At 67.3% G+C, this 16,151-nt stretch carries 14 protein-coding genes; all 14 read right to left on the bottom strand.

What is annotated here, in order from left to right:
* Positions 1-8: 8 nt before the first annotated feature.
* The 14 genes from VG556_RS07445 to VG556_RS07510 all read right to left on the bottom strand — a co-directional run bounded on the left by VG556_RS07445 (position 9) and on the right by VG556_RS07510 (position 16,046).
* Positions 9-2,987 carry a TonB-dependent receptor plug domain-containing protein gene (locus VG556_RS07445; protein WP_032957471.1) on the bottom strand — a complete coding sequence of 993 codons (2,979 nt, stop codon included), beginning with the start codon at positions 2,985-2,987 and terminating at the stop codon, positions 9-11.
* A gap of 621 nt (positions 2,988-3,608) precedes the next feature.
* The gene (locus tag VG556_RS07450; RefSeq protein ID WP_026069911.1) at positions 3,609-3,854 is read right to left on the bottom strand and encodes a DUF2274 domain-containing protein; all 246 of its coding nucleotides are present in this window, start codon (positions 3,852-3,854) and stop codon (positions 3,609-3,611) included.
* Positions 3,851-5,140, bottom strand: a complete 1,290-nt coding sequence (locus tag VG556_RS07455; RefSeq protein WP_026069910.1) for a TrbI/VirB10 family protein — start codon at positions 5,138-5,140, stop codon at positions 3,851-3,853. Before VG556_RS07455 ends, VG556_RS07450 begins: the two co-directional genes overlap by 4 nt.
* 2 nt (positions 5,141-5,142) lie before the next feature.
* On the bottom strand, positions 5,143-6,105 hold the full coding sequence (gene trbG, locus VG556_RS07460) for a P-type conjugative transfer protein TrbG (RefSeq protein WP_019184028.1): 963 nt from the start codon (positions 6,103-6,105) through the stop codon (positions 5,143-5,145).
* A 176-nt stretch (positions 6,106-6,281) separates the two neighbouring features.
* Positions 6,282-6,983 carry a conjugal transfer protein TrbF gene (gene trbF, locus VG556_RS07465; RefSeq protein ID WP_014646150.1) on the bottom strand — a complete coding sequence of 234 codons (702 nt, stop codon included), beginning with the start codon at positions 6,981-6,983 and terminating at the stop codon, positions 6,282-6,284.
* A gap of 18 nt (positions 6,984-7,001) precedes the next feature.
* Positions 7,002-8,375 carry a P-type conjugative transfer protein TrbL gene (gene trbL, locus VG556_RS07470; protein WP_014646149.1) on the bottom strand — a complete coding sequence of 458 codons (1,374 nt, stop codon included), beginning with the start codon at positions 8,373-8,375 and terminating at the stop codon, positions 7,002-7,004.
* Complete coding sequence (locus tag VG556_RS07475) at positions 8,372-8,662, bottom strand: hypothetical protein (RefSeq protein WP_014646148.1); 291 nt, start codon at positions 8,660-8,662, stop codon at positions 8,372-8,374. Before VG556_RS07475 ends, trbL begins: the two co-directional genes overlap by 4 nt.
* Before the next feature lie 12 nt (positions 8,663-8,674).
* The gene (trbJ, locus tag VG556_RS07480) at positions 8,675-9,403 is read right to left on the bottom strand and encodes a P-type conjugative transfer protein TrbJ (protein ID WP_014646147.1); all 729 of its coding nucleotides are present in this window, start codon (positions 9,401-9,403) and stop codon (positions 8,675-8,677) included.
* Positions 9,400-11,862 carry a conjugal transfer protein TrbE gene (trbE, locus tag VG556_RS07485; protein WP_014646146.1) on the bottom strand — a complete coding sequence of 821 codons (2,463 nt, stop codon included), beginning with the start codon at positions 11,860-11,862 and terminating at the stop codon, positions 9,400-9,402. Before trbE ends, trbJ begins: the two co-directional genes overlap by 4 nt.
* A 12-nt stretch (positions 11,863-11,874) precedes the next feature.
* Entirely contained in the window at positions 11,875-12,159 is a 285-nt protein-coding gene (locus VG556_RS07490; protein ID WP_014646145.1) for a VirB3 family type IV secretion system protein, read from the bottom strand.
* Positions 12,156-12,539, bottom strand: a complete 384-nt coding sequence (locus VG556_RS07495; RefSeq protein ID WP_014646144.1) for a TrbC/VirB2 family protein — start codon at positions 12,537-12,539, stop codon at positions 12,156-12,158. The genes VG556_RS07490 and VG556_RS07495 overlap by 4 nt, the downstream gene beginning before the upstream one ends.
* Positions 12,536-13,588 (bottom strand): P-type conjugative transfer ATPase TrbB, encoded by a 1,053-nt coding sequence (gene trbB / locus VG556_RS07500; RefSeq protein ID WP_014646143.1) that lies wholly within the window; start codon positions 13,586-13,588, stop codon positions 12,536-12,538. Before trbB ends, VG556_RS07495 begins: the two co-directional genes overlap by 4 nt.
* Positions 13,585-14,049: a ribbon-helix-helix protein, CopG family gene (locus VG556_RS07505; protein WP_014646142.1), complete on the bottom strand. Its 465-nt coding sequence runs from the start codon at positions 14,047-14,049 to the stop codon at positions 13,585-13,587. Before VG556_RS07505 ends, trbB begins: the two co-directional genes overlap by 4 nt.
* Positions 14,046-16,046 (bottom strand): conjugal transfer protein TraG, encoded by a 2,001-nt coding sequence (locus VG556_RS07510; RefSeq protein ID WP_019184027.1) that lies wholly within the window; start codon positions 16,044-16,046, stop codon positions 14,046-14,048. The genes VG556_RS07505 and VG556_RS07510 overlap by 4 nt, the downstream gene beginning before the upstream one ends.
* Between the last annotated feature and the right edge of the window lie 105 nt (positions 16,047-16,151).

The raw sequence follows: 16,151 nt of genomic DNA on the forward strand, positions 1-16,151 counted from the left end.
GAGCAGGATCAGAACGAACGCGTGATGTTCAGGAAGTAGCTGCGACCGAAGTAGTCGAAGCCGCTGTACAGCAGCGCGTTGCCGACGGTGTTGTAGATACCCTGGGAGATGGTCGGCGGCTTGCGGTCGGCGAAGTTGCGCACGCCACCGGTGACCGACCACTTGTCCGCTTCATACTTCACCGAGATGGCCTGCAGGAAGTAGTTCGGGGTGTACAGCTTGTACGCCGAGGTGGCCGGATCGAAGTCACCCGGGTTGCGCTCCTCGTAGTACGCGTAGCTGTCCATCTTGTCGATCCAGTCCAGGCCGTAACGCACCTGCCAGTTCTTCCACTTGTAGCTCAGGTCCAGCGAGGCGGTGTTTTCCGGACGCGACAGCATGCCGTTGTAGTCCACCAGCGGATCGTCGGAGAAGACCTTGCTGGCCTGTTCCAGGTAGTGGGTGAACTGCAGCGTGGTGCGCAGGGTGCCCGGGCCGATTTCGCGGACATAGCGGGTGGTGAAGTCCAGGCCACGGACCTTGTCGGTGGACAGGTTGATGAAGCCGTTGGTCACCACCAGTTGGTTGTTGACCGGGTTGCGGGCCACCAGGCGGCACAGACCCGAACCGGAGGAGAAGTCGGCACTGCCGCTGTCGTAGCAGCGCGACAGGATGTTCGCGCCGCCCGCGCTGTCGACGCCGTTCTTCACTTCGATGTCGAAGTAGTCGGCGGCGAAGGACAGGTCACCGAAGCCGCTGCCGAATTCCGGCTGGATCACCACGCCCAGGGTCTTGGCCTTGGAGGTTTCGGCTTCCAGGCCGGCCTCGGCACCACCCTGGGTGACCACGGTCACGCCCTGGGTGGCCAGGTAGTCCGGTGCCAGGCCCAGCGATGCGCAGTTCTGGTAACGCGGCGAGCTCGGGTTGCGATCACCATACTCGTTGCAGGGGTCGGCACTGCTGCTCAGGAAGCCGGTGGTGCCGCCCAGGAACTGTTCGAACAGCGCCGGTGCGCGGTAGGAGGTACCGTACGACGCACGGAACGACAGCCACTTCACCGGGGTCCACAGCGCGCCGATCTTGTAGGTCTCGTCCGAGCCGTAGGACTTGTAGTCGGTGTAGCGGCCGGACAGGTTGACCGTCAGTTCCTCGGCAGCGGTGACGCCGGACAGCAGCGGCAGTTCCAGTTCGCCGTAGGCTTCGAACACCGAGTCCGAACCGCGGGTCGGAGTGGCGTTGGTCAGGTTGTACAGGTCGGCATTGATCGAGTACGGCGACGGGGTGTCGTCGATGCGTGCCTTGCGGTACTCGACGCCGAATGCACCACCGGCCGAACCGTACGGCATGTCGAACAGCGGGCCGTTGACGTTGAAGTTGACCGTCGTTTCCTTGTACAGCGTGTTGCCGGTGACCGGCACGAACACCCAGTCCTTCCAGTCCTGCGGCAGCTTGCCACCGATGGTGTTGGTGTTCAGCGCCGGCGCGGCGATGCAGCCGTTGGAACCGTCCCGGCAGACATAGCCACCGGCACCGTTGGAGACCACGTCCAGGCTCTGGCGCAGGCGGCTGGTCAGGAAGCTCTCGAAGGTGTAGTCGGCGTCGCTGCGCGAGTGCATGACGTTGAAGTCATAGTTCCACTCCGAGCTCAGGTGGCCACGCAGGCCGGCATTGAAGCGCAGGAAGTCGACGTTCTGCTTGTTGGTGTCGTTGCCGAAACCGATGAACGCACGCACGCCCAGGTTCTTGCCGCTGGTCTGGTCGGTCGGAGCACCGGCAACGCTGTCACGCAGGTTGGCCGGGATCAGCGGGCTGCCCACGGCATAGTCCAGGGTCAGCTGGCGATAGCCGGTCTGGGTCGACTTGCGCTTGTTGCCCAGGAACTCGTAGTACAGCTCGGCATCGCCCAGTGCGTTGAGGTCGAAGCCACCCTGCAGGTACAGGGTGTGGGTCTTGGTCGGCGAGATCAGCGACTGGTTGCGCATGGCCGGATCGAAGGTGTCGCGGGTGTTCAGGTCCACGCCTTCGTAGCCCACCAGGCCGGTGGTGATGGCCGCATTCGGGCGCCAGCGGTTGAAGCGGGTGCCGGCGCCGCCCGGGGCCGCAACACCGGTACGGGTGTTGGTGCCGATGGTGTTCAGCGTGGTGCCGCCGGCATCGAGCGACCAGCACTTCGGCTTGCCGGTCAGCGGGTCGATGAAGTCGCCGCTGCCCCAATAGTCGCCCGCGTCGATGTCGCGGTACATGTCGGTCGGGCAGCCACCGGCCCAGCTGCGGTCGGCCAGGGTCAGCTCGTTGCGGGTGTAGTACTCATAGGAGCCGGAGAAGTGCGAGCGCTCGCCGGTGGCACCGAACATGATGGAGTAACGGCGCTCTTCACCGCCGCCGCCATCGGTGGCGTTGTGCTGTGCTTCGAAGCTGACGCCATCGACCTTCTTCTTGGTGATGATGTTGATTACGCCGGCAACGGCGTCGGAGCCGTAGATCGAGGACGCACCGTCCTTCAGGATTTCGACGCGGTCGACGATCGAGTTCGGCAGCACGTTCAGGTCGGTCGAGCCCACCGAGCCGCGGGTACCGGCCGGCGACACGCGGCGGCCATTGAGCAGGATCAGGGTGCGGGTCGGGCCGAGGCCGCGCAGGCCCAGGGTGTTGGCGCCCGGGCCACCGTCGGTGACGTAGCCGCCATAGGCGTTGTTGATCTGCGCCGCACCGGCGGTGACCGCGGTGCTCTGCAGGGCCGCCGTGGTCGAGTTGAAGCCGGCCAGGGTGGTTTCTTCACGGGTGACGACCTGCACCGGCGAGACCGAGTTGAACACGTCGCGGCTGATGCGCGAGCCGGTGACGGTCACCGTATCCAGATTGGTGGCCTTGGACTTGGATGCTTCTTCGGTGGTCTGCGTCGAGCCCGAGGCGTCCTGTGCGATCGCCGGGGCAGCCGCAGCGAGCAGCACGGCGGAGGCGAGGGCGAAGCTCAGCGGATGCTTGCTGAGCGACTTGCGATTGATCATCTGAAATCCCCTTGAATCGAATGATTGCGTCGTACACCGGGACAGGTCCTTGTCGGCGTCTCCGTGTGCCCCTTGCCCGGGGTCGGCAGCGTGCTGCCACCCGGCGCTGGTACCGGCTTCACGTGCCGATGACCCGAGATTAACACGACATTAACCGAGCCTGTCAAACGTTCACGAGGGAGTCATGAAGCTGTGGGTGATGGGCGCGCCTTGCAGTGACAGGAGCGCCCATTTCTCCTTCATCTCATTGATATGTATTGATTTGTTTCGGTTCATGTCAAACGTGTCTGAACCGTGAACGGGATGTGGCCGTGCTGTGCGACGGACAAAAAAGGGCCTGTGTCAAGCCCTCGGCGAAAATCGCCAAGAGTCCGAAAGCTTAAACAAGACAGGGAGTTAGCTCTACTTCGGGCCGCTTTGCGGGGCGGCGGCCATATGGACTAGGAGCCACATGGGAGCGTCGCGGTAGAGGGCCAAGTCGTGCTGCATCGGGGACGATCACCGGCAGACGGCGGGCTTGCCGCACGATCATAGCCCACTCTGTCGCCATCCTCCAGAACGAAGAACGCGCAGCGTTGGGCTGCGCATTCGAGGGATGGCCGCCGGCGAGACCGTGCATCGTCAGCCCGGCTTCGCTGGCACCGTCCTGCTCACGCTTCCCTTCCTGAATCCCCGGTCCCCCGCGATGAAGGCTTCGAGCATGTGCGGGATCAGCGTCACGGCATCGACTGCTTCGCCATAGGTCTGCGCATGCAGCGCGGCGTAGCGGTCGAGGTCGGCTTTCAGGCTGGCCGGGCAAGGAAAGGTCAGCTTGATGTTCTCGGTCTTCGGCAGCGGTCCCAACCGCAGCTTCCTGGTCGTGCTCATCGTGAAGTCCCTCGGTTGAAGAACAGGGGCTGGTAGGGGCGCAGCGCCAAGTCCCGACTCACGACCAGACGCACCGGCAGACCGGGGCGCGCGCTCAACGTCGGTTGGATGTTCATGTTGCGCCGGGTCATCTCCTGGCCGACCTGGTTGATGCTGTCCTGCGCGCTGTCGCGGCCGGCGATGACGATGCGGTTGCCGTCCTGGCGGTTCTCCGGCGCGGCCAGCTCGGCGCCGACGCCCAGCAGCGTCGTCAGCGCCGCCCCGGCGAAGATCCGATCCCAATGCCAATCGACTTCATCCTCCAGCCCGGCATAGCCGGCCGGATCGGTGCCGACCAGGTTGTCGAGCGTCACCGACGACGTATCGGGCAGAATGATCCGGTTCCAGACGACTTGAACCCGGCTCTGTCCGTAGCTCACCTGGCTGTTGTAGCGACCGAGGATGCGCGAGCCCTGCGGGATCAGCAGGAACTTGCCGGTGGCCGTGTCATAGACCGGCTCCGTCACCGTGGCGATGACATCGCCCGGCAAGTCCGACTTGATGCCCGTCACCAGCGCGCCGGCGATGACCGTCCCGGCCATGACCTGATACGGGGAGGCTGGCAATTGCAGGTTGCCGGAATTACGGGTTTGCGTGGAACCGCCTTGCAGGAACGCCTCCTTCTGTTCCTGCCGGTTCTGTACTGCGGTCGGGTCGGCAGGCTGGGCTGCCGTCGAGGCCGGCCCGGCGGCCATCGGATCGAACGCCGCATTGGCGGCGAAGCCCGGCGCCACGGTGGCCTGTGACTGCGCCACCGGCGCGGCGCGCTGCGTACCCGAGCGGAAGAACACCGATGACGCCGCCGCTTCCTCGGCTTCCTTCAACCGGGCCAGGCGCTCGGCCTCGGCCGGATCGTGGCCGGGCGGCGCGTAACCTGGTGTCGGTTGCTGCGCATTGACGATGGCCGGCCCGAGGTCGCCCGGCAGCGGCGGCCCCAGCTCCGGCACCGGGGACGGCGCGGCCGGCGGCAGCTTGGAGTAGTCGGTCGGAAGCCGCTCCAGCCCTTCGGAGCGCGAAACGCGATCGACGTTGTAAAGCTCGGTCTGTTCGCTGGCGCCGTGTCGCTGCGGTTGCAGCGACCACATCAGCGCGCCCAGCACGGCGACCGACAGCCCGCCGGCCAGGATCGCCAGCATGCGACGATTCAAGCGCGTGACCGGACGCGGCTGGGCGCGCAGCGCTACCGCCTCGGGCGCTGCCTTGGCCGCCTGCGGTGCGACCGGCTCGGGGGTGTCGTCCTGGCGCATCATCAGTTCCTCCGCGCCACGCCGTCGGTGCGCTCGATGCGCACCACGTCGCCCTTGTCGCCGCCCAGACGCAGTTCGGCCGCGCCGAACAGCCGGTCCACGATGTAGTACGGCGAGCGGAAGCGGTAGTTCACCAACTGCCCATCGCCCTGCACGCCGATGACGAACAGCGGCGGCAGTTCACCCTGGGCGATGCCGGCAGGGAACTGGATGTAGACCTTCTCGCCGTCATCGAAGGCACGCAGCGGCTTCCATGACGGATTGCTGCCGCTGATCGCGTAGCGGAAGCGGATGCGCTCCAGCGATAGGCCCGTATCAACCGGCGCCGCCACCTGCGCGGCCTGCGCCTGGCGCTGCAAAGCCAGCATCCGGTCCTTCGGGTAGTCCCACGACACCGACGCCATCCAAGCGCGCTCTGTCGAGGTCAGCTCCAGCAGGTAGGTGCGCCGATTGGTGGTGATGACCAGATTGGTCTTGAGGCCCGAGCGGACAGGCTTGACCAGCACGTTGACGCGCAGCTCGTCGCCGGCACCGCTGGACGTGTCGCCGACGATCCAGCGCACGGTATCGCCGGCGGCGACCGTCACCAGTTCTTCGCCGGGCTGGAGCGAAACCACGGTCACGCGCCCCGGCGCGGCATAGACCTGATACAGCGCGCCATCGGTGAAGGGCCAGACCTGGATGGCATTGACGTAGCCCTCGCGCGTGGGCGCGACCCGCGCCTCGGTATTGGCCTTGGACACGCGCACGGTTTCGTCGGCCGGCTCCGGCCCGGGCTGGGCTTCGTCACCTTCCGGCAGCGGCTTCAACTGCTCCGGCAGCGCCAGCGGTTCGGGGACGGCGACCACCTCCACCGGCGAGGGTGGATCGGGCACGAGCTGCGCCTGCACTGGCTCATCGAGTGGGATCACGGGCGGCGGCTTGCCCTGTGTGGCGCAGCCCGCCAAGGCCGCCACCAGCGTCAACAGGCAAACGTGGCGAAGTGTTCGATCGTCTATCCGCAGATTCGGGGCGAACAAGGGCCATACCGATACGACGCCATCCCGCAGACGCTGCTGATACGCCTCCTGAGACATCCGCCACCGCTCATCGAGGGGAAGATCATCCTGACGCGAAACGGGATCATGCGATTGGAGAGTGTTCATGGTTTCGTTCCTTCCGAGGGATCAAGTTCGCGGCTCCACGACAGGCCGTTGACGTAGATGCCCAGCGGGTTCTTGCGCAGGCGCTCCTCGGTGCGTGGGGTTTGCAGGACGATGGAGATGACGGCGTTCCAGCGCTCGGTGCCGGCCGGCGCGCCGTTGGAGAAGCGTTGCTCGGTCCAGCGCACGTTGAACGACGTGTCGCTGGCGCGCACGACGCTGGTGATCTGCACCGTGACCGACTCCTTGCCGACGCGCGCGAAGGGATCGTTCTTGCTGGCGTAGTCGTTGAGCATGGCGGCGCCTCGGTCGGTCGCGTAGTCGTAGGCGTCCAGCCAGTTCTGCCGGACCACGATCGGGTCGATGGACAGCGAGCGCACCAACGTCACGAAGCGCGCCAGGTGATGCGCGATCTGCGCATCCGTGGGCTTGTACGGCGTGGCCGCCTCGCCTACGGCGCGCACGTGCTCCTTGTCCACCTCCACCACGTAGGGCGTGACGATGGACTGCGCCGAGCGCCAGACCAGGCCGCCGGCCATCAGCAGCGTCAGCACCAGCAGGCCGAAGGCCATGAGGCGCCAGTTCTTGGCCTGCACGCGGGGCGCGCCGATACGCTCGTCCCACACCTGCGCGGCAGATTGATACGGCGTGGCAGGCTGCGGCGTGTCGGCATAGCGCACCTGCGGTCGTTTGAATCGCATGGGTGTTCTCCTTGAAGGTCAGGAATCGGAATCGCGCAGGCTCGGGCCTTGCCCGGAGCCGCCGCCGTCGCCGCCGCGCAGCGCATGGGCGGCGGTGGTCGCGGCGTGGGTGAGCTGCTGGCGGCGGTGCAGCCGCTTGGCCCAGGCCGGTTGCTGCCCGGTGTTGGACGTGGCTTCGCCGCCGGACTGGCCGCCGCCGGACGCGGCGCCTGCGCCTTCATCGGCCGGCGGCCCGTTCCAGCCGGCGCGGAAAGGCGCAGCCATGCGTTGCCCGATGGCGGAAGCGCGGGATGCGGCACCGCGCCCGGCCGCCTGCGCGCCCGTCTTGGCGACGTTGCCCAGGCCGGCCGCAGCGCCCTTGGCCCCGCCGCCGGCAGCGGCGGACCCGGCCCGGAACGCTGACCGGGCACCACCGGCCGTTGATGTCGCGGCGCGCGCACCGCTGCCGGCCAGCTTGGCGGCAGCAGGCGCCATGCGCGCCCCGGCGGCCACCGCCCCGCCCACGCCGGTTGCGGCAGCACCGATGGCGACGGCCGTGCCGGCAGCGCCGACAGCGGCACCGGCCATCGCCCCCGCACCGAGCTGCGGTGCACCGGACACCAGGCCGGTGGCGATGCCGGGGCCGAAGATGCCCAGCGCCAGCAGCGTCAGCGAGGCCAGCATGATGACCAGCGCGTGGTCGATGGATGGCTCGTCGGGATGCACCTGGAACTCGGCGAACAGGCCCGAGCCGATGCCGACGATCACGGCTAGCACCAGCACCTTGATGCCGGCCGACACCACGTTGCCCAGCACCTTCTCGGCGAGAAAGCTGGTCTTGTTCCACAAGGCGAACGGCACCAGCACGAAGCCGGCGAGCGTGGTCAGCTTGAACTCGATCAGCGTGATGAAAAGCTGGATCGCCAGCACGAAGAAGCACAGGACCACCACCAGCCAGGCCAGGAACATCACCGTGATGGCGTCAAGGTTCACGAACACCTCGGGGAAACCAGCCATCTCGCCGACCTGCTCCAGGATCGGCGTGCCTGCGTCGATGCCGGTCTTCGCCAGCCGGCCCGGTTGCAGGAAGTTCTCCATGCTCAAGGTCGAGCCGGTGGCCGTCAGGCCCAGGCCGGCGAAGGACCGGAAGACGATGCCTGCCAGCCAGTTGAAGTTGCCGATGATGTAGGCGAAGGCACCGACGTAGAGCACCTTGCGCAGCAGCTTGGCGATCACGTCCTCGCCTTGGCCGGTGGCGTGGCTCATGGCCCAGTAGAGGCCGGCGATGGTCATGTCGATGACGATCAGCGTGGCCGTCAGGAACGCCACCTCGCCCTGCAACAGCCCGAACCCGGAGTCGATGTAGCGCGAGAACGTATCCAGAAAGCGGTCGATGATCGTCACGTCGTTCATGGCGTTTCATCTCCAATCGGCTCATCGAAGGTTGGGGGAATGGGCGGCAGCTCCTCCAGCGTTCGGTACTCGTCCGGCCCGGTTTGGCCGGCGAAGAAGCGCCGGCGGAAGGCTTCTGCGGCGGCCAGGCAAGCGTCCTCGCCGACGGCCTGCCGGTCGGCCGCGCATTGCGCGCGCAGTGCCTTGAGCCGCACGGGATCGGCGGCCAGGGCATCGGCGCGGTTGTCGGCCGAGTGCTGGCCGCAGGCTGTCAGCAGCACGGCCAGCAGGAGGCAAGCGCATCGCATGGCCGTCTCCCGTCAGTTGCGGTAGAAATCCACGCGCTGCGGCGTGTACGGCGTGCCGGTGCCGAGGAAGCGCCGGCGCACTTCGCGGGCGCGCTCGGTGGCCGCCGCCTGCCGCGCCAGTTCGAGCGAGGTCGCGCGGTCCTGGGTGATCTGGAGCTGTTGCGCCTGGATCGACTGCTTGGCCTGCAAGGCCAGGAGCTGATTGGTCGCCTGCGCGGCCTGCAAGGCGCCGGTGGCGGACTGGCTCTGGCTCACGAGGTCGGCCAGCGCGGATTCGTCCTCGCGCAGGTTCTGCGATACCTGCGCCTGCATGCGCATCGCAGTATGCAGACCGTCGAGCGTGTGCTTCCAACGCTCCTGCGCATCCCGGTACATCTGGTCGCCGCTGACGGTGGCGGCGTATTGCTCCGGGTACAGACGTGCGAACTCGCGGTCGAGGTTCTGCACATCAAAGGCCAGTCCCTGCGCCTCGGCGATCAGCCGCTCGGTCGTCGCCAGCGTCGAGCGCAGCCGGTTGACGATGTTGAAGTCCAGGCTCGCCAGGTTGCGTGCCTGGTTGATGAGCATCTGTGCTTCGTTCTGGAGCTGCTGGATCTGGTTGTTGATCTGCTCCAGCGTGCGGATCGCGGTCAGCGTGTTCTGCACCAAGTTCGTGGGATCAACCACGACCCATTGCGCCTGCGCGGTGGACACGGTGCAAAGCATGGCCGCGATGGCGGTGGCGATAAGACGCTTCTTCATGGCAGGTTCTCCTGTGGTGGTGGGGAAAGGACGGAAGGGGCCAATGGCGCGGCGCCGGGGAACTCGGCCAGCAGGTCGGCGGCCCAATCGAGGCCGCGATGGCGCAGCCACGCGCCGGCAAAACCGGGCACGCCGGCTTGCGCCAGCACGCGGTCGATGTCGCGCTGGTCCTGCGGGGTCGAAGCGCCCGCGAACGCGAGCGCGGCCGGCCCCAGGTCGAGGTCGAACAGGCGATTGCCCAGGCGCGACTGGTAGTAGTAGTCGCGCTTGGGCTCGGCGGTGGCAACGATCTCGATCTGCCGGCTGTTGAGGCCAAAGCCCTCGTAGATCGTCCGTATCTGCGGCTCGGTGGCCTGCGGGTTCGGCAGGAAGATTCGGCTGGCGCAGCTTTCGATGATCGCCGGCGCGATGGTCGAGTCCTTGATGTCGGCCAGCGACTGGGTGGCGAAGATGACGCTGACGTTCTTCTTGCGCAGCGTCTTGAGCCACTGGCGGATGCGCGCCGCGAAGGCCGGTTCATCGAGGAACAGCCAGGCTTCATCGAGGATCAGCAGCGTGGGCGCGCCGTCGAACCGTTCATCGAAGCGGGCGAACAGATAGCGCAGCACCGCTTGCACGGCGGCCGGGCTGTGCATCAGCTCCTCCATCTCGAAGCCCTGCACGTCGGCGCTGCCCAGCCGGTCGAGGTCGGCGTCCAGCAGCTTGCCGTGGGCGCCGCCGAGCACGTAGGGCGAGAGTGCCTGACGCAGCGCGTTGGATTGCAGCAGCACGGAGAGCCCCGTCATCGTGCGCTGCTCCGGCGGCGCACCGGCGAGGCTCCCCAGCGCCGACCAGATGGCGGCCTTCTCGTCCGGGCCGACGGTGACGCCTTCGTGCAGCAGGCGGCCTTCCACCCACTCGGCCGCCCAGGTGCGATAGCCCTCGCTGTCGATACGGGCCAAGGGCTGGAACGCGATGCCGCCATCGGCACCGAGGTCGTAGTGCTCGCCGCCCAGGCCCAACACCGTCGCCCGCATGGACCGCCCCATGTCGAAGGCAAAGATGCGCGAGCTGAAGTAGCGCCGGAACTGCATCGCCAGGACGGCAAGCAGGACCGACTTGCCCATGCCGGTCGGGCCAGCGACCAGCGTATGCCCCACGTCGCCGATGTGCGTCACCAGCCGGAACGGCGTCGCGCCATCGGTGCGCGTCACGATCAGCGGCGGGCCGTCGAGATGGTCGTTCTTCTCCGGCCCGGCCCATACCGCCGACAGCGGCATCATGTGTGCAAGATTCAGCGTCGAGACGATGGGCTGGCGCACGTTGGCGTAGGCGTGGCCGGGGATGGACGACAGCCAGGCGTCCACGGCATTGAGGGTTTCGGGGATGGTGACGAAGCCTCGGCCCTGGATGGCGCGCTCCACCATCCGCTGCTTCTCGTCGGCCACGGCCGGATCGGCGTCGAGCACCGTCACCGTGGCGGTGAGATAGCCGAAGGCGACCTGATCGCTGCCCAGTTCCTGCAAGGCGGCATCGGCATCGGCCGCCTTGTTGCTGGCGTCGGTATCCACCAGCGGCGATTCCTGCTGGAAGATGGTTTCGCGCAGCAGCGCGATGACGTTCTTGCGCTTGGCGAACCACTGGCGGCGCAGCCGGCCGAGTTCCTTTTCCGCTTCGGCCTTGTCCATGCACAGGAAGCGCGTGCTCCAGCGGTAGGCGAACCCCAGGTGATTGAGGTCGTCCAGCAGTCCCGGCCAGGTCGAGGTCGGAAAGCCCCGCACCGTCACCACGCGCAGGTGCTGGTCGCCCAGCGTGGGCGCCAGGCCGCCGGCCAGCATGGAGTCGGCCAGCAGCGCGTCGAGATAGAACGGCACCTCGGGCACCGCGACCCGATAGCGCCGGGTGGATACCGTGCCATGCAGGTAGGTCAGCGTCTGACTGTCATCGAGCCAGGCGACTTCCGGCATCACGCCATCGAGCAGATCGAACACGCGATCGGTTTCCGCTACGAAGGCGTCGAGCCGGCCGCGCCAGTCCACGCCATCGCCGGGCGTGTTCTCATAGAGCAGCCTGGCGGCACGGGCGCGCGATTCCTCCGGTGGCAGGAACGCGAGCGTCAGGTGATAGGCGCTCTCGAAATGGTGGGTCGATTCCTCGAACGCCGCGCGGCGTTCCTCATCGACCAGCCACGACAGCGGTTCGGGGAAGTCGGAATGCGGGTAGTCCGCCGCCGGCTGGCGTTCTGCCTCCACGAACAGCGCCCAGCCCGAACCCAGCCGGCGCAGCGCGTTGTTCAGCCGTGCGGTGGTGGCGATCAGCTCGCCCTGCGTGGCGCTATCGAGGTCGGGGCCGCGGAAACGGGCCGTGCGCTGAAAGCTGCCGTCCTTGTTCAAGACGACACCCGGCGCGACCAGCCCGGCCCAGGGCAGCCAGTCGGCCAGCAGCGCGGGTCGCTGGCGGTATTCGGCAAGGTTCAGCATGGCGGCATCCCCTCACACGTCCAGCAGCGGGCGGTGCTTGATGTGCCGGGCGAAGACCTGCATGAACTGCGGATCGACGCGCGCGCCCCACACGGCCAGCGAGTGGCCGACGATCCAGAGCACGACGCCGGGAATCCACAGTTGCAGGCCCAGCCCGACGGCAGCGGCCAGCGTGCCGTTGGCGATCGCCACGGTGCGCGGTGCGCCGCCCAGCAGGATCGGCTCGGTCAGCGAGCGATGCAGCGGCACCTCGAAGCCGAGCGCGAAGCCCGGCGTGCCTTCATCGGCGGCACTCATACGACGGCCCCGCCGGAGAACGAAAAGAAGGACAGGAAGAACGAGGATGCGGCGAACGCGATGGACAGGCCGAACACGATCTGGATCAGCTTGCGGAAGCCGCCCGACGTGTCGCCGAAGGCCAGCGCGAGGCCGGTCGCGATGATGATGATGACGGCCACGATGCGCGCGACCGGCCCCTGGATCGACTCCAGGATGGATTGCAGCGGCCCTTCCCAGGGCATCGAGGAACCGGCAGCCTGCGCGGTGCCGGCCGTCATCAGCATGATGGCGGCCAGCAGCAGGCCGCGATGGGCCGGCCGGGCCAGGCGCCGGAGGCGTGCAAGGATGGGAACCGGATTTACGGAAAGGCGGAAAGCAGGAACGTGCATCTGCGTCATGGCAGTTCTCCAAGTGGGTCGAGGGACGGGGAAGGCGCAGCGGCGGCGGCTGCGAGGGAAACCGGCGGCAGCTCGGGAAACGGCGTTTCCAGCGCGTCCGCCAGTTGGTAGCCGGCGGCGTCGAAGCCGACGACGCGGGCGATGCTTTCGACGTGGCGCTTGCGGCCACGCCCGGCGATGTGGATCACGACGTTGACCGCCTCGGCGATCAGCGCACGCGGCGGGTTCACCGCCACTTCGAGAATCAGTTGTTCCAGGCGCAGCAGCGCGCCCAGCGCGGAACCGGCGTGGATGGTGGCGATACCGCCGGGGTGGCCGGTGCCCCACACCTTCACCAAGTCCAGGGCTTCGCCGCCGCGCACCTCGCCGACGATTACGCGGTCGGGGCGCAGGCGCATCGTGGCGCGCACCAATTCCTGCATCGACACGACGCCGGCGCGGGTGCGCAGCGGCACGTGGTCGCGGGCCGCGCATTGCAGTTCGATGGTGTCTTCGAGCACCAGCACGCGGTCGCCGGTGGCGGCGATCTCGGCCAACAAGGCATTGGCGAGCGTGGTCTTGCCCGTACTGGTGCCGCCCGCGATCAGCACGTTCTGCCGTTCGCGTACCGCCCGCCGTAGGAACTCGGCCTGTGGCGCGGACAGGATGCCGTCGACCACGTAGCGATCCAGGCCGATGATGCTCACGGCCCGCTTGCGCAGCGCGAAGGCCGGGCCGGGCGCGGCCGGCGGCAGAATGCCCTCGAAGCGTTCGCCGGTTTCCGGCAACTCGGCGGTCAGCAGCGGCTGGCCGCGATGCACTTCCGCACCGACATGCGCGGCCACCAGGCGGATGATGCGTTCGCCATCGGCCTCGGACAGTTCGACGCCCAGCGGGGCGCGGCCCGACGACAGCCGATCCACCCATAGGGTGCGGTCGGGGTTGAGCATGATTTCCACCACGTCGGGGTCTTCCAGCGCGGTGGCGATCAGCGGCCCCATTGCCGTGCGCAGCATCTGGATGCGGCGATCCAGAGCAGCGGCGGTGGATGACTTCGGTGCGGCGCTCATGACGCACGCTCCCGCGCCTCGGCCAGCGCCGCCGCATCCTCCATCCGCACCGGGTCAGGGTGCAGTTCTTCCACCACGTCGCGCACCAAGCTGCGGCCGCGCAGCAGGTGGCGGCCAAGCTGTTCCACGAACTGCTCGAAGCGCGCCTTGCCCTGCGCGCGGGCCGCGTCCTGATGGGCTTCGGGAATCGGCGTGCTGACGGTCAGGAAGTAGCGGATGAACAGCGCCAGCGTTTCGATTTCGATGTTCTGGTCGCGCTCCAGGCGTTCGGCCTGGCGCGACAGGCGATCCAGCCGCCTGGCGATGGCCGCCTCGCGCTGGTCGCCGGCATCCGGCGATAGCCAGGACGCCAGGGCGGCGGCAACGATGCTGGATTTCGAGACGCCTTTCTTGGCGGCCAGTTCTTCGAGGCGCTTGGCATGTTCGGGCTGGATGAACAGGTTGAGGCGGTACTGGCTCATAGTTCGATTCCGTCGTTGGGATTCAGCGATGCCAGCCGGGCCGTGCGCTGCATGGCCGGGTCGAGCTGGCCGGGAAGCGGCAGCGGCAGGTCGTCGTCGTCATCGAGCAGCGCCAGGTCGTTGCCTGCGTGCTGCGGCTCGGGGCTGTATTCGGCGACTTCGGATAGCTCGGGCTGGCGACGTGGGCCGCCGTCGTCGGCGGTGCCCAGGCCATCGGCGGATGTCGTTGCAGGGGCGTCGGGCACGGCAGGAATCGCCAGGCCGCTCCAGTCATCCGGCCGCGAGGGCGGCGCATCGGCGTACTGCCCGGCTGCGAGCGCCGGCGGCGGCAGCACGCGCCGCTTGAAATTGGCGTCGGCGTAGTAGCGCAGCTTGTTCGCCTTGATGGGCGCCACGCTGGACACCATCACCACGGCCTCGTCGGGCGGAAGCTGCATCACTTCGCCCGGCGTCAGCAGCGGGCGAGCCGTCTCCTGGCGCGACACCATCAGGTGGCCCAGCCACGGCGCGAGCCGGTGGCCGGCGTAGTTGCGCTGCGCACGCAGTTCGGTGGCGGTGCCCAGCGTCTCGGAGATCCGCTTGGCGGTGCGCTCGTCGTTGGTCGCAAACGTCACGCGCACATGGCAGTTGTCGAGGATGGAATGGTTCTGGCCGTAGGCTTTGTCGATCTGGTTGAGCGACTGCGCGATGAGGAAGCTGCGGATGCCGTAGCCCGCCATGAAGGCCAGCGCCGTCTCGAAGAAATCGAGCCTGCCAAGCGCCGGGAACTCGTCGAGCATCAGCAGCAGCTTGTGGCGGCGCGCGATGCCGTCGCTGCCGTCGAGCGATTCCGTTAGGCGCCGGCCGATCTGGTTGAGGATCAGGCGAATGAGCGGTTTCGTCCGCGAAATGTCCGAAGGCGGGACCACCAGATACAGCGAGACGGGATGCTCGGATGCGATCAGGTCGGCGATGCGCCAATCGCAGCGCGAGGTGACTTCGGCCACCGTGGGGTCGCGGTAGAGGCCAAGAAACGACATGGCGGTGCTCAACACGCCCGAACGCTCGTTATCCGACTTGTTGAGCACTTCGCGCGCAGCGGACGCGACAACCGGGTGCGGTGCATCGCCCAGGTGCTTCGTCGTCATCATCCGGTGCAAGGTCAGCTCGAACGGGCTGGCCGGGTCGGACAGGAAGTTGGCGACGCCTCGCAGCGTCTTGTCCTCGCCCGCGTACAACACATGCAGGATGGCCCCGACCAGCAGCGCGTGCGAAGTCTTCTCCCAGTGGTTGCGCTTCTCCAGCGCGCCTTCGGGATCGACCAGGATGTCGGCAATGTTCTGCACGTCGCGCACCTCATGCGCGCCGCGCCGGACTTCCAGCAGCGGGTTGTAGGCCGCCGACTTCGCATCCGTGGGGTTGAACAGCAGGCAGTGCGAGAAGCGCGAGCGCCAGCCTGCGGTGATCTGCCAGTTCTCGCCCTTGATGTCATGGATGACGGCCGAAGCCGGCCAGGACAACAATGTCGGGACGACCAAGCCCACGCCTTTGCCCGAGCGCGTGGGCGCGAAGGTCAGGACGTGTTCCGGGCCTTCATGTCGCAGATACTCGTTGCGATACTTGCCGAGGAAGACGCCGGCCGGCTGCGTCAGCCCGGCTTTGCGAATGTCGTCGGCTTCGGCCCAGCGCGCCGAACCATAGGTCGTGACCAGCTTGGCCTGCCGCGAGCGCCACACCGACATGGCGATGGCCACCACCACGGCCAGCAGGCCGCTGCCGCCCGCGAAGGCCCCGCCGATGTCGAAGACCTGCGGCGCGTAGGCATCGAAGAAGAACCACCACTCGAACAGCCGCCAGGGGTGATAGACCGGCGTTCCGAAGAAATCGAACCAGGGCGAGCCAAGGCGTAGTTGATAGCCCAGGGCGGCGGCTGTCCATTGTGTGGCACCCCACACACCGGCGATCACGATGCCGAAGACGGCGGCGATCTGCCCGAACAACACGCCCTGACCTTGCATGACTGGCCTCCGATTTCCTCTGCGCTGATTCCTCGTTCACGCGCAGCACAAGGACGTGCCGCATGAAGTGAGGATCAGTGCCGGGTCGGTGCCGGTCAAAGACCG

Origin of the sequence: Stenotrophomonas sp. CASM106 (assembly GCF_049384825.1) — a bacterium.
GTDB classification, from domain to species: Bacteria; Pseudomonadota; Gammaproteobacteria; order Xanthomonadales; family Xanthomonadaceae; genus Stenotrophomonas; species Stenotrophomonas muris.